Origin of the sequence: Anabaena sp. UHCC 0204 (genome assembly GCF_009711975.1) — a bacterium.
In the GTDB taxonomy this organism is placed as follows: domain Bacteria; phylum Cyanobacteriota; class Cyanobacteriia; order Cyanobacteriales; family Nostocaceae; genus Dolichospermum.
Genome location: NZ_VIKW01000007.1, coordinates 146493 through 168236, shown reverse-complemented (window position 1 = coordinate 168236; position 21744 = coordinate 146493). Strand labels below are relative to the sequence as shown.

The following is a 21744-nucleotide window of genomic DNA, read 5'->3' as shown; positions in this document are numbered from 1 at the left end:
ATTAGAATGAACTTTTTAGAATTCAGGATTTAGAATCAGAATGTAAGCATAAATAGCTATAAAAGGTAAAATATGGTTAAACAACGATTGGATACATTATTAGTAGATTTGGGATTATGTCCCTCTCGTCAGCAAGCACAAAGGCTAATTCAAGCTGGGGAAGTAACTGTAAATCAAAATAAGATTGATAAAGTCGGAACTGAAGTGGATATTACAGCCAATATTCAAGTTAAAGAACGTCCTCCTTTTGTTTCTCGTGGTGGTGAAAAACTCGCTAAAGCTTTAGAATTCTTTGCGATTTCTGTAGCTGAACGAATTTGTTTAGACGGAGGAATTTCTACCGGTGGCTTTACAGATTGTTTATTACAAGCCGGCGCAAAACAAGTTTATGGTGTTGATGTTGGTTATGGACAAGTTGACTGGAAAATTAGAAATGATGAACGGGTAATTTTAAAAGAACGCACGAATTTACGTCAATTACAACCAGAGGAATTATATGCTGAAAATGCTATATTTGCTGATTTGGTAGTTGTGGATGTGTCGTTTATTTCTTTAACTAAAATATTGCCGGCGGTATGGCGACTAACACAAGCTCCCAGAGAGGCTATATTGCTGGTAAAACCACAATTTGAGGTTGGCAAGTCTCGCGTCGGTAAGAAAGGGGTTGTCCGCGATCCTCTTGACCAAGCTGATGCAATTTTTAATGTTATGAAAGGGGCATTAGAGTTAGGATGGAAATATAAAGGTTTAACTTGGTCGCCAATAACTGGACCGGCGGGAAATATTGAATATCTCTTATGGTTGGGAATGGAAAATGAAATGCAACCACCAACTTTAGCCGCAATTCAAGAAATTACTAAACAAGTAATTCAGGAGTTTGGGAAAAAATGATTAGTTAGGGACACTTTCATGTCAATATTTATTGATTTTTATGAATATGATTTCTATATAATTTTGGGGTTTAGTATTGCTAAACCCTGATCTAAATTAAAGATCGTAAATCAAACACTCCAAAGCATCTGGATACATTTCACAATAGGTTTCCAGGGCTGTTTTGCGGTGTTTTGCTTGTTTTTGATGGGCTTTTTCTGCTTGCAGTTCTTCGACAATATCCCAAGCTACTGCACAATTAGCGGAATTATTACCATTTTCTTCGCAAGTTGCACGGGCTTCTGTAATGGCTTCAAGAATTGCTTCTTCAATGGGTTTTTTACCATTTATAACTTCGTTTAGGGATGTCATGATAATGTTACCTTTGTTGAGGGAGATCAAGGTTAATTAGGAATTTTAAGGAGTGCTAATGAATAATTTTTACTCACGGGGAATGAAGATAATTATTCATGGTTGATTAACTCTTTTTAAGAGTAACAATTCAAATAATTATTTTTAGTTAATTTATATACTTTTTTATTCTCTGGTGATATAATCATGACGTGATACGTCAGAAGTTAGGAATTGTAAAGTAATAAATAATCCAAATATTTTAGTTATAATTTGAATAGAGTATCTGTAACTTATGATTATGGGTGAATTAGCAATTCAAGATCAATATTTACGCGAAGCCTGGGAACAAGGTTTACAACAGGGTTTAACTCAAGTTGCACTCAATATGCTGCGGGAAGGTATTGATTTATCTCTAGTAGCCAAATTAACTAATCTACCACTTGAAAGGATTCAAAATCTACAAGTTAGTGATGTCGATGATTCTCAAACATTGGTAAAAGATTTTTTGCAGTTGAGTGAATCATCATTAAATAAAGTTTGGCTTGAAGCAGAGGAAGATGAAGCTTGGAAGGATTTATAGAAAATTTTGTGAAAGGTGATGTTATCTCTGTGCCTTTTCCCTTTTCCGACGCATCTGCTACTAAGAGAAGACCTGCTTTAATTATAGCAGAATAGGATAGTAATAATATTATCGTCTGTCCTATTACGAGTAAACCAGGTAGAGATCATGAAATTAAGTTAGAAGACCAAGATTTTAGGGTTGGTAAACTAAATTTAAGTCCTTGTTATATTCGTCCTAATATTATTACCACCATAGACAAAAGTAATGTTATTCGGAATATCGGAAAATTGAAGGATGAAAAAATAAATCAAGTTATTGCTACAATTGTCGAAATCTTACAAAAACCTTCTGAACCTCCATCTCCAGCATCAAAAGCATGGGAAAGAGGCAAAAATCCAAAGCTATAAAGTTTGTGATGACTACTTAGATTCAATTTCTCAAAATTCACCAAAATTACCGCCTAATTCTTGCTGTAGGCGATACAAAATAGTATTTTTATCTACTTGTGATAAAATTTCCTGAATGACGGTATTAGCGCCTAGTTGTCCCCAAGTACAGCCTTTTTCTAGATATAGTTGTGCGGCTTTACCGACTGTATAAGCACCATAACCGGCAATTCCACCTTGAGCGATCGCACTACCCACAAAAGTAGTAATATTGAGAGGATTATCACCACTAGCGATCGCTGCGGTACTTTTACCTAAACCTAATATAAAACTACTACCAATTTCACTTAATAATAAACCACCGGAACTGAATAAAATTGTTTTTAATAATTTACTAGCCTCATAGCTAGTCATGGGTAAACCATACAGTTTAGCTAAAGCCCGAATTAAGGCTAAATCGGTAATTAAACCTCCAACCATATCGAAAAAAGCAATGGGATTTAAACCGATAGCTAGGGCTTTATATTTGCTAAATTGCCAAATAATATCTTCTGCTTCTTTTTCGCGGATATCAACGGTTTTTGCGGCTATATTTTCTTCAGATTCTCTAGCTTGAAGGAGTGCATTTAAAGCTAAAAGCGATCGCCCTTCTCTATTTAAAATATTCAATATTGTTTGCTTTAATTCCTCTACCTGGGGTGGTGGTGTTTCCCATTCATAATTAATCGTTCCATCTGGATATTCTACCCTCACTTCCATTGGTGCAGGTTCAGCCGATATCATCACAATTTCGTCTGGTAATAAGGGCTTATTTTGTAAATTTCCTGCGCCTAATTGTTGGAGATTTTTGTAAATTGCATTTCTATCTGTATCTGGGTATAAATCAATTTTATTAAATACCAAAATTAAGGGTTTTTGGGCTTGACGTAATTCCAACAATCCTTGATATTCAGTTCTGGTAATATCGCCAGAAACAACAAATAAGATTAAATCAGCTTGACGTGCTACATCTCGCGCCATTTGCGCCCGTGAATCTCCTTCAATTTCATCTAAACCAGGAGTATCAATTAATTCGACTAATACCTTATCTCCTGGTTTCCACCGCACAGAACGAGGCCATTGAGTGACACCATTTAAAGGTCCTGTTTGCAGAATTTTTTCCCCTAATAGAGAATTTAATACTGCTGATTTTCCCCGACTTACTAAACCAAAAGCGGCAATTCTTACTACATTTGCATCTAATTTACTGAGTGTGGCATTTAAGGCTTCTATTTCTGGTTTTAGCAATCCTGCTAATTCTGGATTTGCGGCTAGTTGTCCCGATTTACGGAGATATCCATACCAAGATAATGCTTGTCTGAGACTAGCACGGGCGCGGTTTAAATGTGTTTCTTGCAGGTTACGGTTACTCACAGGGAATAGGGAATAGGGAATAGGGAATAGGGAACAGGGGACAGGTGACAGGTGACAGGTGACAGGTGACAGGGAACAAGTTACAGGGAATAGGGGACAGGGGACAGATAAGGAATACAGAGATTAAAAATGTTGAATTAATTTTGCTCAGGTACTTACATATTTCTCGTAGTTCACGATCAAAAATCACTCTTTCCTAATTATTACAATTAAGCTGCTGTTAATGACTTACCTAAAATTTGAGGTTCGGGTAAAGGTTGTCCATCTTCTAAATAAGATGAAATCAGCATTTCTAAAACTTCCTGAGCATTTTTTAAAGCCTCTTCATAAGTGTCTCCATGAGTATGACAAAATTCTCCCCATTCAGGAAGACTTACCACAAAGCAGTTATCTTCTTCTGACCATTGAATAATGATTGTGTAATGATTATTCATTTTCTGCTTCCTCTTGAGCTTTTTTAATTTCTTCTATTCTTTTGATGGCGTTATTAACGTCTTTCTCCTGGTATTCTTTCGCATCTTTTCCGTCTTTACCTGATATAGTAACTCTCCCAGATAACAAAGGATGATACCAGTTAGTGTGACTACCTTTTCCAGTACGACAAGTAAAACCTGATTGCAGTAATAAATTTTTCAGTTCTCTAATTTTCTTGGGCATATCTCATATAATATCATTGTCCCAAATATGCTTCTAAAACTTTGGTATTATTTTGGATTTCTGTAGGTGTACCAACAGCTAAGTTTTTGCCTTCAGCTAATACCCAAACTCTATCACATAAAGACATAACTACATCCATGTTATGTTCAATAATCAAAAATGTCATGCCGTCGTTACGATTCCAAGATAAAATGCGATCGCTGATGTCATCAATTAACCGAGGATTGACACCAGCGGCTGGTTCATCTAACAATATTAACTTAGGATTAGTCATTAATGCTCGGCCAATTTCTAAAAGTTTCCGTTGTCCCCCAGATAAACCACCGGCATAATCAGCGGCTTTTTTTTCTAAGCCTACAGACTCTAACAAAAACATTGCTCGTTCTTTTAATTGCTTTTCTTCTTTAGCGACAATGTGGGGTTGAAATTGAACTTGCCAAAAGTTTTCACCAGTTTGTTTTTGCGCCCCCAAAAGCATATTTTCTAATACTGATAACTTCGATAAAGCCCGCGCTACTTGAAAGGTTCTAACTAATCCTTGTTGAGCGATTTTGTATGATGGCAATTGATGAATAGGTTCACCATCAAAAATGACTCTGCCTTTATCGGGATGGATGAAATTAGAGAGTAAATTAAATAAAGTAGTTTTACCAGCACCATTAGGACCAATTAACCCAGTAATACTACCTTTGGTAACTTCAATATTAGCTTCCTCAACTGCTTTAATCCCACCAAAACTTTTACAAAGTCCACTTGCAGCTAAAAGAGGTAGTTGGGGTGGTTCGAGATTTATCATTATAATCTTCTTCTCAACTTATTTTTAGGTTTTTATGAGCTTTTAATTATTACCATGAATTGATTCAGATAAGATACCTAATATTTTTTTGATATCTTTAATATAATATTCATTAAAATCAATGTAAACTACTTGATCTTGCAATTTCAAAAATTTCCACATATTTCCTGTTGTCACAATACCATAAATCAAATCTAGATAATTACCTTCCTTTTGATTAAATAATTGTGCAGCGATCTGCTTGCAGCAGCGCTTACGCTATCATTTCTGCGATACATTGACCTAATCCAACTTTAATATTTTCATTTTTTGCTTCAACGATAGTGATAATAGGAGAAGTAATAAATAATTGTTCTGGTGATTTACTAATTATAAAGTCACAAACTCCATTTAAACCCTGTTCTGGATCAACGTTAAAATCAACACCTGAGAATAAACTAATTTCTTCAGTAAAAATATTCTTGATTTCAATTAAAACTGGAGCAATTATCATTTCTGAGCGAGCTTTTTCAGTGTTAATTGCTAATGCTAAAGAAACATTAGTTTTCAGAACAGTATCTAAAATTGAACTGGCTTCCTTTTCTGGTGTGTCAGCAAATAAATCCACTTTTTCGTTAATAGTTAATCCAAATTTTCTCACTACTTCCTGTAATTTAAAATCGCTATAAGCCATTTCATTTACCTCTTAAAAGCTGCTGGTATTCTTAATCACAAATGCCCAATTATTTACCAAGAGTCAGTTCCTCCTTTTTCCCTAAAATACCTTGAGGCCGCCAAATCATTAGCACCATCAAAATTAAACCAATAAACATGACCCGAAAAGCCCCAATCCGTTCAACATCTAGGGGAACAATTTTCGGTAAAAATTCCCTAGTTAGTCCATCGTAAGCGAAGTATATTACTGCACCTAAGATACTTCCCAGATTATTACCAGAGCCGCCTAAAATCACCATAATCCAGGCATCAAAGGTGAGTTGGGGTTGGAAATTATCGGGATAAATTGCTCCTAATTGCCAAGCAAAGAACGCCCCAGCTATCCCAGCGATCGCTCCGCCTAACATTAATGATTGTAGCTTATAGGAAAAGACATTTTTACCTAATGCTTTGGGAACTTCTTCATCTTCACGGATAGATTTTAACACTCTTCCCCAAGGCGATCGCACTAAAATTTCTAACCGCCAAAATACAAAAGCCAAAAATAACAACGCTAAGAGCATTAAACCGGCTTTGGGATTATAATTATACAGTCCGATGACACCAGAAATATAAATTGCCCCAGCCAATAACCCTAAAGTAATTCCTACTATCAACCGGGAAGTAAATTCTTGTTGAAGACTGCCATTTTTAGCCATATTTCTACGGGCAGAAATTTGAGCAGTTCGCACCCAACGCCATAGAGAAAATAATGTTATCCCTGTCAATAAAGTGAGGACAGCAATCATTAACAATCGGAAAAATAAATTCGGAGTTGTTGATAAAGGGACAACATAACTTTGCACACCAAAAGACCCAGATATCCAAGTATTACCGACAGGTAACTCCTGATTATTCACCATCAACCGAATTAATTCACCTGTACCAATTGTGACAATTGACAGATAATCTTCCCGTAAGCGCAGAGTTGCAAAACCAATGATCAAACCCAACAAAGCGGCGACAAATGCTCCAATTCCTGCTGACAATAGCAATGGCACACCTTGGAAACTCAATAAAACCGTTGTATATGCACCCAAGGTCATAAAAGCAATATGACCAAAGTTAATTAAACCCGTAAACCCCCATTGTAAATTGAGTCCTAATGCAAACAGCGCAAACGTCGCGGTAGAAATAGCCAGAAAAATTAAATATTCAATCATAATTTAGTGGGTAATTATTTATTAGCTGCGCCTTGGTGGAATAAATTGTAGTGTACCTTGAGGATAATTGAGGAATACTGTTTTAATGTATAAAGTTAATTGGTTATAGCTATATGAATTTACTGCGGATTAGGATGCACCACATGATCGAACAATTAGCAGATGAGGAGTTGTATACAGTCTGGACTGTTGTTCAAGCGTTGCATTATGATTTTTATATGCTTAGTGCCATAGAAGAGGTAAAAGAACTTCAGCAACCGTGGGATATGCTTACTATAGAAGAGGCTACCAAGCAATTAATGTTTTTATGACTATTTTCTCAACCCTTTAAATCTAGGTAATGGTTAGTGAATCTGGAAGTGCGTTACGCTAAATCTTTTTTAATAGACCTCAAAAGTTTAGAACCGGCTGCCTATGAGCGGGTGTATAATTTTGTTTTTGTGACCTTAGCGGAAAAATTACAACCCCATCATCTCCCAGAACTGCGACAGCTTGATGAGGAGGGGATTTTCTTTCGCTTTAGTTTAGATAATTACCTGATAGGTATAGAAATTAGGGGAGAAATTGTGAAATTCCTCCGTGTCGTTCCCATGCCCGATGTGTAATCCAATATAGGCAGAGGAAGGGAAATTCCGGGAACTAGTTAAAAACTGTATAAGACAAAGCAGGGATCAGCAAAACCATACATTAAACTTGTGTTTGACCAACACTTTATTTGAGATTTCCCTATGGATGCTAGGGTACTTTGGCAACGATACCAGGACTGGTTATATTTCCATCCAGGATTAGGACTATATCTAGATGTCAGTCGGATGCGGTTTGATGATGCGTTTGTGGCATCGTTGCAGCCTAAGTTCGACAAAGCGTTTACGGATATGGCAGAATTAGAAAAAGGTGCGATCGCCAATCCCGACGAAAACCGCATGGTAGGACATTACTGGTTGCGGAATCCAGATTTAGCCCCCACACCTGAACTAACTCAAGAAATAGTTCAAACTTTAGAACAAATCGAAGCTTTTGCTGACCAGGTACACACTGGTGCAATTCATCCCCCCAAGGAAAGCCGCTTTACAGATATCATTTCCATCGGTATTGGTGGTTCAGCTTTGGGACCTCAGTTTGTTGCTGAAGCCCTTTCCCCAGACTCTCCCCCCCTACAAATTCACTTTATAGACAATTCCGATCCCGCAGGAATTGATCGGGTTCTCTCTCAATTAGGAAATAAACTAGCCAGCACTTTAGTATTGGTAATTTCCAAATCTGGGGGAACTCCCGAACCTCGCAACGGCATGATAGAGGTAAAAAAAGCCTACAATGCCCAAAATTTAGATTTTTCTAAATATGCAGTTGCGATTACCGGCGTAGATAGCAACCTGGATAAAGTCGCAAAATCAGAAAATTGGTTAGCCCGGTTTACCATGTATGACTGGGTGGGTGGACGTACCTCGGAAATGTCCGCTGTAGGGCTAGTTCCTGCGGCATTACAAGGCATTGATGTCCGTGCCATGCTAGATGGTGCAAAAGAGATGGATGATGCCACTCGCATCGCCGATTTCAAAAATAACCCAGCCGCTTTATTAGCCCTTGCTTGGTATTTCTCTGGAAATGGCAAAGGTGAAAAAGATATGGTGGTTCTCCCTTACAAAGACAGTTTGTTGCTATTTAGCCGCTATTTGCAACAATTGGTCATGGAATCTTTGGGTAAGGAAAAAGATTTAGACGGGAAAACTGTATTTCAAGGAATTGCAGTTTATGGTAACAAAGGTTCTACCGACCAACACGCCTATGTGCAGCAGTTGCGGGAAGGTGTACCTAATTTCTTTGCAACCTTGATTGAAGTTTTGGAAGATCGTCAAGGAAAATCCACAGAAGTTGATCCTGGTGTGACTTCTGGAGATTATCTCTCTGGTTTCTTGCTAGGAACTCGTCAAGCACTGTATGAAAATAACCGTGATTCGATTACAGTCAGCATTCCTCAAGTTAATGCTCGTACTGTCGGCGCGTTAATTGCATTGTATGAACGGGCTGTGGGTTTATATGCCAGTTTAGTAAATGTCAATGCTTATCACCAACCAGGTGTAGAAGCTGGTAAAAAAGCCGCTGCTGTGATTCTCGATTTACAAAAACGAGTTTTGGAAGTTTTGGCAAAAGAGAAGAAACCACTTTCTATTGCTGAAGTTGCAAATATTGCCGGCGTTGCTGATGAAGTTGAAGCAATTTACAAAATTCTCCGTCATTTACACGCTAATAATCGCGGTGTGGTGTTAACTGGTGATTTAGCTAAACCTGGTAGTTTAACTGTTTCTCTAGGTTAAATACAATTGACAGGTGACAGGTGACAGGTGACAGGTGACAGGTGACAGGTGACAGGTGACAGGTGACAGGGAAGAATGTTTTTCATTCTTCATTAAGGGCGAAGCATTCGGGCGACAAATTATCCATTTTTGTTCAAGGTTATTTTCCGAATGCTTCGCCCCTACGACTTCTAACTGGGCGCAGTCCCTGCGCCCCTACCTCGCTAATTAGGGTTTGCTGTTTCTGTCGGTGTCGGTGTGGGTTCTGGTGTTTCTGTAAGTGTTGGTTCTGGTGGTTCTGTTGGTGTTTCTGTGGGTATGGGATCTAGTTCTGGGGGATTTTCTGCGGTGACAGTGAGTCTATAATCTGCTGGTTCTGCTGAGGATGTAGACACAACCACAAATTCATAAAATCCGGTTTCTGGTAATGCTTTTGATAAATTCCGCTGTGGAGAATCTTCTAGAAATACGATTTTCCCAGAAGGAGAATAAATGGATAGTAAAAGTTTTGAACTTCCTTCTAGCTTAACTTCCATATTTTGATCTGTAGCTAGTCCAGCGATAAAAACTTTACCTCTTCCTGGTTGGAGTATACCCCGCACTGTTGTACCAGTAGCACCTTGAGGAAAAACTATTTTTTCAAATGTGCGTTTAGAAAGAAGGGCGTTAAGTTGATCATTAACAAATGCGTACCAAACTTGTCCAATAGGTTGATTTATAAAATCTTTACTTTTTTGTTCAGGGAATACACTGAAGAAAGCAGCATCACCTAAATCAAATAAAGAACGACTACCAACATTGATTTTATTAACTTCGACTTTCCAGCGATCGCGTTCCGATGAAGTGTAAGTTCCTAGTTGCCGACGGGAAGCAAAACTGATTACTGATAGCTTTTCTAGGACTTGGGCGGCGGTTTTATCCCATTCTGCCCGTAAACTTTCATCTTCTGGATTATTACTCAAGGTACGCCCTTTTAGGCTAGGGTTTGTATCCCAAAATATTTGATTTACTAAATTTACATAAAAGTTAGAATTTATACTTAATTGTTCACGGCGATCGCGCAATTTTTGTTTACGTTGTGTTTCTGCTGGTGAAAAATTAACTTCGGGTGTTGCGGTTTCCGTAGGATTGGGACTAGATGTAATAGTTGGATTACTCCCCTGGATATCCCCGCTGCGATTTTTGAATCCCCAAGCCAATAAGCCCATACTTGCAAATACAGCCAAGGTGACAATAAAGACATTCGTTCCTGTCCAAACACTTGGGTTACTAGGAGTGGGAGTAACCACAGGTGCGGAAACCGGGGTTTTGGGAGGAGAAAACGCGACAGTTGCAGATGTGGGGGGTGGAGTGGGAATAGAGACAGGGGGTTGAGTTTGCGGATAGCTTACAGGTTGGGGATTTAGGGCTTGGAGAAGTTGCCGGGCTGTTTGATAGCGATCGCCCGCAAGTGGTGATAACATTTTATCTATAATTTGTCCTAATGCTGGACTTAGTGTAACTTCCCGTCGCCATTGCCAACTCAGATTATAAGTATCAATTAATTCCTGGGGTTGTTTACCTGTCAGTAAAACTAACATGGTGACAGCTAAAGCATATAAGTCGCTGTGGGTAGACACCACACCAGTTTGCATTTGTTCTGGAGGTGCAAATCCTATTTTCCCTAACAAAGTTCCACTAGGAGGAGATGTGATTGCTCCTGTTTGATAATATTGAGAAGCGACAGTTGCGGCTACTTGTTTAACACCACCAAAATCAATAAGAACAGGTAATTGATCACCACTGCGAAGCATTAAATTATCAGGAGAAATATCACGATGAATCACACCAACGGAGTGAATATATTCTAAAACTGGTAAAATTTGCTGTAATAGCTGACGCACTTCTGTTTCTGTAAATTTTAATCCCTGTTGTTGACGAATATTTAATAAAGAATTATAAGTTTCTCCATCTACATGATCTTGAACTAAAAACAGACTTTCTTTCCCTTGTAAATTTAGGCGTAATAGTTCCCGAAATCGCGGAATTTGGGGATGTTGTAATTTATAAAGAACGCTTGCTTCTCTTTGAAAAAGTTCTTCTGCTTTTTGGACAACGTAGGGAGTTTGAACTTGAGGAGAAAATTCTTTGAGAACACAAGCTTCTCGAAAACGGTTAATATCTTCAGCTAAATAAGTTCGTCCAAATCCACCTTGGCCAATTTGACGAATAATAACATAGCGATCGCCTAAAGTTTGTCCCGGTTGAATCCCCGAAATTACAGGATTCTCAACAATCTTTTCCCCACACTGAAGACAGAATTTACTATTATGCGGATTTTGATGCCCTTGAGAACAATAAAGATTAGTCATTAGTCATTAATCAGTTGTTAGTTATCAATTGTCAATTATCAATTGTCAATTATTTATTCCCTACTTTATCAGATGCGATTTACTATTAGGCGGATTTTGATGCCCTTGAGAACAATAAAGATTAGTCATTGATTCAATTATCAATTGTCAATTATCAATTGTCAATTATTTATTCCCTACTTTATCAGATGCGATCGCATACCAAATTTGGAGAAAAGTTTGTTGATTTAGTTTCCCACGTTCTTGACCAGGAAACAACGGTTCAAATTTCTGATATGTGTCTGTACGTAAATCCTGAAAAGATTCATATTTACCCAATCTTCCAGCTTTAGCAAGTTGATCCCACCGTCGGGAATCTTGTTGACTATAACTACCTATTTTCCTTCTAGCCGTTTCACTTAAATTAGCCTTTTCTATATTATTTAATAACTGATCTGCTGTATTATGCCATTGTTCCCGTAAAGCTGCATCTTCCGGTTTTTCAGTTAATTTGCGTCTATTTAACTCTGGTTTTCCAGCATAGAAAATTTCATTAACTGTATTAGTAAAAACTACCGAAGAAATTTCTAGCTGTTGTACACGACTAAAAACTTGTTGAATACTACGTTTACTATTATTCCCACCTAGAGGATTATTCAGAGAAGGAATTTTCGGAATTTCGCCAATAGGTAAATTAATTCCTTTTATACCAGCTACCGCAAAATTTCCCAAGGCCAATACACCCGCAACCGTTAAAGCCACCCCCGTAGTCATAATAAAGCTCACAGCCAAAGGCCGCAACCATATCGGCATAGGAATCTGTTGCACAAATAATGTAGTCTTATTGTGGACACCACCACCAAGGTTGCGGGCGTGTTTTATCCCTGGTGCGACTACTTGCGTTTTCAACTTAGTAATATAAGGATGAGGGCTATGATTAGGACTTTGCATAGTCTGTGGTATTGACGAAGTAGATGGTGAAGGTAAATCTTTAATAACTTGTTCGGCTTTTTGATAGCGATCGCTCGGTCTATATGCCAACATCTTTTTTAAGACAGTCTCTAATTTCGGACTAACTTTAATTTCCTTACCCCAAAACCAAACGCCGTTATAGCTATCATAAAGCAAATGTGGTTCTTTCCCTGTAATCAAGACTAAAGCTGTTACTGCCAAAGAGTATAAATCACTACTTTTATATACTTGCCCCTGAATTAACTGTTCCTCTGGTGCATATCCCTTTTTACCTAATAAAGTCCCATTTACAGCCAATTGCGTCCGCCAAAAACCCTGAGAAGCAGGTAATTGTTTTACACCACCAAAATCAATCAATACGGGTAAATTATCACTTTGGCGTAAAATCAAATTATCCGGCGAAATATCGCGGTGAACTATATCTAGAGAATGAATATAAGTCAAAACTGGGAGAATATTGTGCAGTAAATTAATTACCTCTTCTTCACTAAAAGACTTTCCCTGACTCTGACGCTGTTCAAATAATTGGTAATAATTATCACCTTCAATATAATCTTGCACCAAAAAGAAAAAATCTTTAGTGCCTATTTTGGCTTGAAAAGAAGAGTGAAAATGCGGAATTTGGGAATGTTGGATTTTTTTGAGGACACTTGCTTCTCGTTCAAACAATTCCTTAGCTTTTTGTAAATCCTGCGGTTTGACAACTTGGGGCGCAAATTCCTTTAAAACACAGGTTTTCCGAGATTGTTGCCTATCAATCGCTAAATAACTCCGTCCAAAACCACCTTGCCCAAGTATCCGCGCAATTTCATAACGATTATCAATAACTTGCCCCAAAGTCAAAGGTAATGCTTCACCGCAATGAGTACAAAAACGATGACTACCATTATTTATATGTTGTTGACTGCAATATACTTGCATGATGCTGGGAGATAAAATAGGGCTAATCAAGTTATACAATAACAGCAAAACTATTTACGCAAATTTTTATCAACTGATATACAAACTTTACTTAACCCAACTTAAAGCCTGTTTTAAAGATTCTAAATTTAACGGTTTAGTTAAATAATCATCCATTCCTGCATCTAAACAAATTTGCTTATCACCCTCCATTTCATTTGCAGTCATAGCAATAATTCGGGGTTTTTGCTGATTAGAAAAATGTTGACAAATCCAACGAGTAGCTTCTAAACCATCCATTTCCGGCATTTGCACATCCATCAGAATTACATCATAACTTTGACTTTGTACTGCGGCAATTACCTCTAAACCATTAGTAGCAACCTCAGCTTTATAGCCTAGTTTTTTCAAATTCATTAAAGCAACTTTTTGGTTAATGATATTATCTTCAGCTAAAAGGATAGTTAGAAGACGATTCGCTGGCACAGAAGAAGATTCAAAATCCATATTATTAAGTGGGTATTCTGCTAAAAATAGGAATTACCGATTACACAAATTGAAGATATAATAATTAATGTCAAAAGCTGCACTTGTCACATATTTTTATCTTAACTCATTTTGTCGTCATATATAATATCATGAAACCGCAATCACAAACTCAAAAAGCAATTCAAGAACTCATAGAGTTTGTATCCATACCTCTAGAACAGCAACTTCAACAGTATCCCGATGATCAAATAGCATTAACAATTCTTAATCTATTTCAGAATGTAGCCACTAATGTACCCGCATATAAAAAATTTCTAGCAGCAGCAGGAATTCAACCTGATACTATTCAAACTTTAGAGGATTTCCAGAACTTACCAAAAATTAATAAAGAAAATTATATATCTCGTTATTTTCTACATGAATTGTGTTATTATGGAAAAATAGGAGGCTGTGATATGATCGCAGCTTCCTCTGGCTCAACAGGTAAACCCACATTTTGGCCACGTTTTTTCACCGACGAACTACAAATAGCCACCCGGTTTGAGCAGATTTTTCATGATAGTTTTCATGCAGATAATAAAACAACCTTAGCAGTAGTTTGTTTTAGTTTGGGAACTTGGGTAGGAGGAATTTTCACTACTAATTGTTGTCGTCATTTAGCCGTTAAAGGTTATCCGATTACCGTCATTACACCAGGCAACAATAAAGCCGAAATTTTGCGAATTGTGCAAGAATTAGGCAGTAATTTTGAGCAAGTTGTTTTATTAGGATATCCACCATTTCTCAAAGATGTCATTGATACAGGTATTGCCAATGGTATGCAGTGGGGACAATATCAAATTAAGTTAGTTATGGCAGGAGAAGTATTTAGTGAAGAATGGCGAAATTTAGTAGCCCAAAGGATAGGTTCTCAAAATCCCTGTCATGATTTTGCTTCTATGTATGGAACAGCAGACGCGGGAGTTTTAGGAAATGAAACACCTTTAAGTATTTGTATTCGTCGGTTTTTAGCAGCAACACCTGAAGCAGCGAAAGCATTATTTGGAGAGTCGCGTTTACCTACTTTAGTCCAATATGATCCTTGCAGTCGGTTCTTTGAAGTTGAAGAGGGAAATTTACTATTTTCGGGAAATAATGGTATTCCTTTAATTAGATATAATATTTTGGATAATGGTGGCTTAATTACTTACGAAGAAATGCTAAAGTTTTTAGCAGATTGGAATTTTGATCCCCTAAAAGAATTAGGAAATCATCGCGGAATTCATCAATTACCTTTTGTCTATGTTTTTGGACGTTCTAACTTTACAGTTTCCTATTTTGGCGCAAATATTTATCCAGAAAATGTGACGGTAGGATTAGAACAACCTATTATTAGAGAATGGGTAACGGGTAAATTTGTCTTACAGGTAAAAGAGGATATAGACAAAAACCGTTTTTTATCTGTGGTAGTAGAGTTAGCACCAGGAATAGAAGTGCAAGAAGAGAAAAGATTATCTATTACTGCTGCTATTCTTACTCAATTGTTGCGTCTGAATAGTGAATTTGCTAATTATGTTCCACCACAATATCAAACCCCTCTAGTAGAATTAAAATCTACTGGTGATGTTGAATATTTTCCTGTGGGTGTGAAACACAGATATACCATTAAATAAGTCAGTTGTCAGGAGGTAGGGGCGCAGGGCCTGCGCCCATTCAGGAATAGGGAGAAAGGAGAAAGAAGCAGAAGAAGAGAAGTTTCTGGCGATTATAAATCACTACTACACAAACAAGGTGATAAAATTCCATTTTTCATCCTGTACATCCTTCAATCCTGAACATTATCTCGACTATGGCTACGCCACGCAGGCGATCGCTCGATAACCACCTGATTCTGAAAATTTCTCTAACTAGCAACTTACGTTAATTTTTCTTCCTTCTTCCTTCTGACTCGTGACTCGTGACTGGGCGCAGGCCCTGCGCCCCTACTTCTAGCCCTATTTACAAAACTTGCCAACCACTACCTTCATAACCATAGTCGAAGATATCTGGATGTAGGATTTCTGCTAAGATTTCCACAGAATCAACTAATCGGGGTCCAGGACGGTTAAAATAGGCACTACCATTGGTAATAAAGACTCTACCGGTTTGGACAGCATGAAGTTTTTCCCATTGTGGATGTTGAGTTAATAATTTAGCTTCTTGCTGAGTTCTTTGCAAATCGAAACCACAGGGCATAAAAATAATCACATCAGGATTATTTGCTACTAGTGATTCCCATTGTATATAAGAAGGCGGCCTATCTACAAGACTAAATAATATTTGTCCTCCGGCTAAATTGATTAATTCGGGAATCCAGTTAGCGGCTGTCATTAAAGGTTCAGTCCATCCAATACAAAGGACTTTGGGTGTTTCTGCTACGGATAGTCCTTGAACTTTGCTTTGACAAATTTTGACACGGGCTTCTAAATTATCCAGCACTTTGAGTGAGTCTACATTAAAGGTGTGACTGACTCGTTCAATATCAGCCCAAACGTCTTCTAGTGTGTTCGGTTGTAAGGAAATAATCCGGGGTGAAGAGTTAATGAGTTTGCTAACAGCCTGTTCCACTTCAGGTAAACTAACTGCACAAATATCACATTGGTCTTGGGTGATTATATGTGTAGGCTGTAATTTCTCTAAAACATCAACTTTGATTTCATAGACACTCAAGGCTGATTGTAAGAGGTCATTAATTTGATCATGAATACCGCTACTGGAAGCGTAGGCATTAAAGCGAGGTTTTGTACAAACAGGACGGTCTTGTATTTCTGGAGGATAGTCACATTCGTGCGATCGCCCGACAATAGCATCAGCTAAACCTAGACTAGCAACTATTTCCGTCGCACTAGGAACTAAAGAGACAATTTTTATATTGTTATTCATGATAGTTTCACCCCCTAATTCCGGATAGGAGTTTAGAATTTAAGAATTCAGAATTGAAAATATTTTTAAGTTTTGTTAACATACATTCTTATTCTTATTCCTATTCTTATTCTTACATAATTTATCAAGAAGAATCTCTTTCTCTAGCTGTATATTCTCTATAGTCATCTGATTTAATTCGTGTATCCCTGAATGCAAGCGTAGCCAGCATCACTAGTAGAGAGAGGGAAGGAGAAACACCAAGAAATCGCTTGATTTTATCAAAATTCCCAACAATGCAAATTCATATTGCTACTTGCAACTACAACCGCTGCGGCAAAATGATCGGCTGGTGTTAATTCTCTTAAACTCCAATTTCCTGATACAAGTAATTGACTTGGTTGATTAGCTGTCAAAGATATTTCAATTTCTTCCAACTGTACTATCCCATCTCCTGTGGCTTTTAAATATGCTTCTTTGCAAGTCCAATAACGGAAAAATGTTTGTTGTTTTTCCGCTGGAGAAATTAGTCGCAGATGTTCATATTCTCTAGGTGAAAAGAATCTTTTAGCCAGACTTTCTAAATCGGACATAGTGCGAAAATATTCTAAATCTACACCAATTTGATGTTGATAACTTACTCCACACAAAGCTAAATCTTGAGAGTGAGATAAATTAAATAATAATCCTTGATCAGCAAATTTAGCCGCTAATAGAGGTTTACCACGGGGCTGATATTCAAATTCTACTTGTTTGGGTTCAATTCCTAAATACTGCCCCAAGATGGCGCGGAGAGTGCCACGTCCAGCAATAAATCTCTGACTATGTTCAGGAAAATAAAACCGTTCGGCGCGAGCAATTTCATCACTAGATAAGGTTTCCCGCAAAGATTGTAATTGTGATTCTGATTGCTGAAGATTAATCCGCCAAATATGCACATCATCAGATAATAAATTTAATGTTTTTGGTGCAGGTAGCCAGTTATAATCAAACACAGTTAAGTAGGTAGGCGTTAACAATTGTCGTTATGACAAGGGAATAGGGAACTCCAGAAGAGGTTTTGGGCGAGTAGGAATTTAAACTTTAGTTTTTTGAATGGAAACTTTTGCTATTTTTTGGCTACGACTGACTTCTATCCACTCTAAAACGCGATTCCAAGCCCACCATTGATCAGGATCTTGATATTGATTTTGACATTTTTTGCTACTTAGGTAACCAACATGGCCGCCGTAGCGTGTGAGTAATAAATCTATGACGGGATTTTGGGAAGCGGCTGTTTCTAAATCAGGAATAATTGCTGGATCAAACAATGGATCATCAGCAGCGTATAAAATTAAGGTTGGTTTAGATAGCTTCGGTAACAATTCTAAACCACTGCTGGCTTGATAATAATCGGCGACGGTGGCGAACCCCAAGCGTTCAATAACGAGTTCTTCGTCAAATCCCCAAATGCTATTAGCCCTGGCAATGGCTTCGGGATTAAGGGATTCAGGATAAGCAGCATGAATTTTCCAGGCGAGTTTTTTTAATTCCTTCGCAATGCGAGATTCGATATATTTGCCAAAAGGATGTGTTACTAAATAGGTGAGCGATCGCAGTGAATCCAAACTCGGACAAATCACCGCCCCACCAGCAATATCAATATCTTTGGGTGCTAAATCTGCTGCGGCTTTCACTCCCCAAAGTGCCAATTGTCCCCCTAAAGAATAACCTGTAAACCAAAATTGTGGCGGACAACCCATTTTGGCGGCTGCTGCGGCTATTTTGACAAAATCTTCCCCTTCATATAAACCGTCGGAAGTTAATGTTGGTGATAATTCTGCGGTTTTACCATGGGCCCGCCAATCAAATAACACCACCGCATAGCCTTGGGCGTAAGCTTTACATCCCAAAATTCGCAAAAACCATTGCTGATCTAATTCTCCGGTAATGCCATAAGTGCCAACAATGGTGCTATGAGCATTTGCAGGGATAGCGACCTTCCCAAAAATTGGCACACCTTGACCACCTGTGAAGATGACTTCGTGATATTTTGGTTCTAGGTGAGTAATTTTGCTCTCCCAATCACGATTAGCCCATAAGGCTGTATAAGCCGTCATGGTCACGCCATTTTGCAAGAAATAGGGCGGTAAATACTCGTATTTATACATAATTATAGTATAACGAACTTCACAATCATTTAATTTTAATATTTATATTAGATTTAAAATATTTTTTATAATTGAGGTGGTAATCTTTGTATATATCAAAGGTTCTATTTATCCCTAAATAAAGTAGTCATAATTTTTTAAGAATGCCGAGGATTCTTGTCATAGACGACGACCCAGCGATTTCAGAACTTGTTGCCGTCAACTTGGAAATGGCGGGCTATGATGTTAGTCAAGCCGAAGACGGCATCAAAGGTCAGGCACTGGCTCTCCAGCTACAACCCGACTTAATCATGCTCGATCTTATGTTACCTAGAGTAGATGGGTTTACAGTTTGCCAACGCCTTCGTCGGGATGAACGCACTGCCGAGATTCCCGTGTTGATGTTGACTGCTTTAAGCCAAACTCAGGATAAGGTAGAAGGGTTTAATGCTGGTGCAGATGACTACCTTACCAAACCATTTGAGGTAGAAGAATTGTTGGCACGAGTGCGGGCTTTGCTGCGACGCACTGACCGGATACCCCAAGCTGCAAAACATAGTGAAATTCTCAACTATGGACCGCTTACCCTCGTTCCCGAAAGGTTTGAGGCGATATGGTTCAAAGCAACAGTGAAACTGACTCATTTGGAATTTGAGTTACTGCACTGTCTACTACAACGTCATGGACAAACTGTTTCCCCTAGCGAAATCCTCAGAGAAGTTTGGGGTTATGATCCAGATGATGATATTGAGACTATTCGGGTACATATTCGCCACTTGAGGACTAAACTCGAACCCGATCCTCGTCATCCACGCTACATTAAAACTGTTTATGGTGCGGGATATTGTCTAGAGTTACCTAGTGTACCTCCTGGTATTGAGGGAACTATCGCTACAGTAGTTGAATAAACTAACGCTACATAGTTTTTTGATTTAATGAATTGGCACTCTATTCTGAAGTAATTCAGAGAGTGCCAATTTATGTTTTTACATAGGAAGATCAGTACAAGATTGCTGCCAAGTTAGCTTTTTTTCAACAGTTTGTTTTTCACCAGGAGGAACAGTACGCTCATCCATAAAATAAATATCCAGATTCTCTAATTTTTGATTACCTTGATGTTGACTATTCCAAGCGTAACAGAGATATTTTCCATAGAAAGGATAAAGCTTTTTACCGATCGCTCGATTAAGATTAATAAAGTAAGTACGCCATTGCATATTACGATAAATAGAACTTCTGACAGCCAGACTAGGTTTATCCCAATTCACAGGATTTCCACTGCGGAAAATATCTACCTCCGTTCCATCTTGAAGACGGCCGGGAATAATATGCCAACCATCATCTTGAGGTGGTCCAGGTGCAAAAATACTCCATGATTGATCAAGTCTTGTCACTCTGCCAAGAACTTCAGTGTTTTTCCAGATTTTGCGTTTGAATAAATCAGGAGCGTAACTTTGGATATTCCAAATAAAAGCGTAAATTAACAACATCACAGCCAGAATATTCAAAAAGCGAGAATTACGAACTTCCAGAGGACGAAATTTCAAAGGTTTGGTGAAATTACCAGCTAATTTACGATTAATGGCGATCGCTTCATAAAACCTTGTTCCCCCTGCCATGATTGGTTTCCAATTTAGCAAAGGTACTAAAAATCTAAATATCGGCGACAAACTCACCACATAAACAATACCTTTAAACTTAAAATATCGGTTTCCTTGATAATCTTCAATTACCCAAGAATTATGAGTTTGCATATCAGCATAAATATCAGGGTCTTCTTGCGCCATTAATAAAGGTGTTCCCGGCAAAATTAACAGCGTTCGTAATATATGCACTACCTTTTTGCAGAAACCACAATCAGCATCAAAGTAAATTTTTAATCCTTGACGGGCTGGAGTTTGTAGACGTTTTTCCAAACCATTCCAAAACTCACTAGGGAGAAAAGCCAACCAACTAAACGAACTCAAAAATGGGAAAATCCCGATATTTAAAGTTAAGCCAAATCCTACATGAAGTCCGATAAAAGTCAGAACTGCAACCAAGCGAAATAAACTATTCCGAACAGGAACGAATATTGCTAATGGACCTATCCATTCCAGCACCAAAGTAATTTTAGTGAAGATGTTTAAAACTGGCTGAAAATTTAGGAGAAAATAACCAAAATAAGTTACATATTGGTCATAACTCAAAGCATAATAAACCGCAGTTCCATCAGTCCAAGTCGGGCTTTTTGTTTTGATAGCGGCTGAGAATATATAAATAAAACACTGCTGACACATCAACGCCAAAGTAGCACCGGAAAACACTTTTTCTGGTAACTGACGTTGGGAAGTATTCAAAGCCCTATCAAGTGAATAACAAGCGCCCCAAGGTAGAAACATTGCCCAAAACATGAGAGCGCGTAAAACATCATCTGCGGCAAAAATCAAAGCTGGATTGCGATTGTGCATGGATATTAATAATACCCAAGATGCAATAGTAGCAATTCTAGTCCGATAACCTACTAACATCAAAACCGCAAAAAAAGCGGCAATGATAAATAATAAAATCTGAAAAATCGGTTCACCACTGATAGTATGTAAAGACCAATGTCCCGTTTTAGTGATTTCTTGGAGTAAGGTACGGGGAAGTACACCGATATCTGTATAGTGAGGGGTGAGATCACTATACCGAGTCAATAAGTCTGTGAGAATGATTAAGGAAATACCGATGCGAAAGGCTGCAAGCGATCGCAAATCTAGTCCTAAAACTGTTTCTAATTTTTTTTTCCAGGATGTTTTTTGTTGAGTAATCATAATTTTTTATTTAATGAACCACGAAGGCACGAAGTACACGAAGGAAGAAGGAAGAAGGAAG

21 protein-coding genes and 1 pseudogene are annotated in these 21744 nt (G+C 38.0%); 8 read left to right on the top strand and 14 right to left on the bottom strand.

Features of this window, described 5'->3' with window-relative positions; translation table 11 throughout:
* Positions 1–72 precede the first annotated feature (72 nt).
* Positions 73–891 carry a TlyA family RNA methyltransferase gene (locus FJR04_RS08245; RefSeq protein WP_168493494.1) on the top strand — a complete coding sequence of 273 codons (819 nt, stop codon included), beginning with the start codon at positions 73–75 and terminating at the stop codon, positions 889–891.
* Between the two features lie 96 nt (positions 892–987).
* Here the strand turns inward: FJR04_RS08245 and FJR04_RS08240 are convergent, their stop codons facing one another.
* A complete protein-coding gene (locus tag FJR04_RS08240; RefSeq protein WP_168493492.1) occupies positions 988–1242 on the bottom strand; it encodes a Calvin cycle protein CP12 in 255 nt (84 codons plus the stop codon).
* 280 nt (positions 1243–1522) lie between these two features.
* On the opposite strand from FJR04_RS08240, the gene FJR04_RS08235 reads away from it, so the two are divergent.
* Positions 1523–1804 (top strand): hypothetical protein, encoded by a 282-nt coding sequence (locus tag FJR04_RS08235; protein WP_168493520.1) that lies wholly within the window; start codon positions 1523–1525, stop codon positions 1802–1804.
* 107 nt (positions 1805–1911) lie between these two features.
* On the top strand, positions 1912–2193 hold the full coding sequence (locus tag FJR04_RS26100) for a type II toxin-antitoxin system PemK/MazF family toxin (protein ID WP_371717461.1): 282 nt from the start codon (positions 1912–1914) through the stop codon (positions 2191–2193).
* Between the two features lie 30 nt (positions 2194–2223).
* On the opposite strand, the gene FJR04_RS08225 is transcribed toward FJR04_RS26100, so the two are convergent.
* The 6 genes and pseudogenes from FJR04_RS08225 to FJR04_RS08200 form a co-directional block, all read right to left on the bottom strand.
* A complete protein-coding gene (locus FJR04_RS08225) occupies positions 2224–3585 on the bottom strand; it encodes a GTP-binding protein (protein WP_168493490.1) in 1362 nt (453 codons plus the stop codon).
* A 209-nt stretch (positions 3586–3794) separates the two neighbouring features.
* On the bottom strand, positions 3795–4019 hold the full coding sequence (locus tag FJR04_RS08220) for a type II toxin-antitoxin system HicB family antitoxin (RefSeq protein ID WP_168493488.1): 225 nt from the start codon (positions 4017–4019) through the stop codon (positions 3795–3797).
* Complete coding sequence (locus FJR04_RS08215) at positions 4012–4242, bottom strand: type II toxin-antitoxin system HicA family toxin (protein WP_168493486.1); 231 nt, start codon at positions 4240–4242, stop codon at positions 4012–4014. The genes FJR04_RS08220 and FJR04_RS08215 overlap by 8 nt, the downstream gene beginning before the upstream one ends.
* A gap of 13 nt (positions 4243–4255) precedes the next feature.
* Positions 4256–5038 carry an ABC transporter ATP-binding protein gene (locus FJR04_RS08210; protein WP_168493484.1) on the bottom strand — a complete coding sequence of 261 codons (783 nt, stop codon included), beginning with the start codon at positions 5036–5038 and terminating at the stop codon, positions 4256–4258.
* A gap of 42 nt (positions 5039–5080) precedes the next feature.
* Positions 5081–5711, bottom strand: a pseudogene (locus FJR04_RS08205) (hypothetical protein).
* Positions 5712–5760: 49 nt separating this feature from the next.
* Positions 5761–6894 carry a branched-chain amino acid ABC transporter permease gene (locus FJR04_RS08200; protein WP_168493482.1) on the bottom strand — a complete coding sequence of 378 codons (1134 nt, stop codon included), beginning with the start codon at positions 6892–6894 and terminating at the stop codon, positions 5761–5763.
* A gap of 113 nt (positions 6895–7007) precedes the next feature.
* Here FJR04_RS08200 and FJR04_RS08195 point away from each other — a divergent pair, with 113 nt between their 5' ends.
* The 3 genes from FJR04_RS08195 (at position 7008) to FJR04_RS08185 (ending at position 9209) form a co-directional block, all read left to right on the top strand.
* Entirely contained in the window at positions 7008–7205 is a 198-nt protein-coding gene (locus tag FJR04_RS08195; RefSeq protein WP_168493480.1) for a hypothetical protein, read from the top strand.
* Between the two features lie 36 nt (positions 7206–7241).
* Positions 7242–7499, top strand: coding sequence for a cytotoxic translational repressor of toxin-antitoxin stability system (locus FJR04_RS08190; RefSeq protein WP_168493478.1), 258 nt, complete (start codon positions 7242–7244; stop codon positions 7497–7499).
* A gap of 123 nt (positions 7500–7622) precedes the next feature.
* On the top strand, positions 7623–9209 hold the full coding sequence (locus FJR04_RS08185; protein ID WP_168493476.1) for a glucose-6-phosphate isomerase: 1587 nt from the start codon (positions 7623–7625) through the stop codon (positions 9207–9209).
* 203 nt (positions 9210–9412) lie between these two features.
* Here the strand turns inward: FJR04_RS08185 and FJR04_RS08180 are convergent, their stop codons facing one another.
* The 3 genes from FJR04_RS08180 to FJR04_RS08170 all read right to left on the bottom strand — a co-directional run bounded on the left by FJR04_RS08180 (position 9413) and on the right by FJR04_RS08170 (position 13897).
* The gene (locus tag FJR04_RS08180; protein ID WP_168493474.1) at positions 9413–11539 is read right to left on the bottom strand and encodes a serine/threonine-protein kinase; all 2127 of its coding nucleotides are present in this window, start codon (positions 11537–11539) and stop codon (positions 9413–9415) included.
* 165 nt (positions 11540–11704) lie between these two features.
* On the bottom strand, positions 11705–13411 hold the full coding sequence (locus FJR04_RS08175) for a serine/threonine-protein kinase (RefSeq protein WP_168493472.1): 1707 nt from the start codon (positions 13409–13411) through the stop codon (positions 11705–11707).
* Between the two features lie 87 nt (positions 13412–13498).
* Positions 13499–13897 (bottom strand): response regulator, encoded by a 399-nt coding sequence (locus FJR04_RS08170; RefSeq protein ID WP_168493470.1) that lies wholly within the window; start codon positions 13895–13897, stop codon positions 13499–13501.
* A gap of 131 nt (positions 13898–14028) precedes the next feature.
* On the opposite strand from FJR04_RS08170, the gene FJR04_RS08165 reads away from it, so the two are divergent.
* The gene (locus FJR04_RS08165) at positions 14029–15531 is read left to right on the top strand and encodes a phenylacetate--CoA ligase family protein (RefSeq protein WP_168493468.1); all 1503 of its coding nucleotides are present in this window, start codon (positions 14029–14031) and stop codon (positions 15529–15531) included.
* A 325-nt stretch (positions 15532–15856) separates the two neighbouring features.
* Here FJR04_RS08165 and FJR04_RS08160 read toward each other — a convergent pair whose 3' ends face one another.
* The 3 genes from FJR04_RS08160 to FJR04_RS08150 all read right to left on the bottom strand — a co-directional run bounded on the left by FJR04_RS08160 (position 15857) and on the right by FJR04_RS08150 (position 18909).
* Positions 15857–16780, bottom strand: a complete 924-nt coding sequence (locus tag FJR04_RS08160) for a cobalamin-binding protein (RefSeq protein WP_168493465.1) — start codon at positions 16778–16780, stop codon at positions 15857–15859.
* 260 nt (positions 16781–17040) lie between these two features.
* Positions 17041–17754, bottom strand: a complete 714-nt coding sequence (hetI, locus tag FJR04_RS08155) for a 4'-phosphopantetheinyl transferase HetI (protein WP_168493463.1) — start codon at positions 17752–17754, stop codon at positions 17041–17043.
* Between the two features lie 81 nt (positions 17755–17835).
* A complete protein-coding gene (locus tag FJR04_RS08150; protein WP_168493461.1) occupies positions 17836–18909 on the bottom strand; it encodes a YheT family hydrolase in 1074 nt (357 codons plus the stop codon).
* 143 nt (positions 18910–19052) lie between these two features.
* Between FJR04_RS08150 and FJR04_RS08145 the strand changes: the two genes are divergently transcribed.
* Complete coding sequence (locus FJR04_RS08145) at positions 19053–19796, top strand: response regulator transcription factor (protein ID WP_168493459.1); 744 nt, start codon at positions 19053–19055, stop codon at positions 19794–19796.
* A 78-nt stretch (positions 19797–19874) separates the two neighbouring features.
* Here FJR04_RS08145 and FJR04_RS08140 read toward each other — a convergent pair whose 3' ends face one another.
* Positions 19875–21683 carry an HTTM domain-containing protein gene (locus tag FJR04_RS08140; RefSeq protein WP_168493457.1) on the bottom strand — a complete coding sequence of 603 codons (1809 nt, stop codon included), beginning with the start codon at positions 21681–21683 and terminating at the stop codon, positions 19875–19877.
* Positions 21684–21744: the final 61 nt, after the last annotated feature.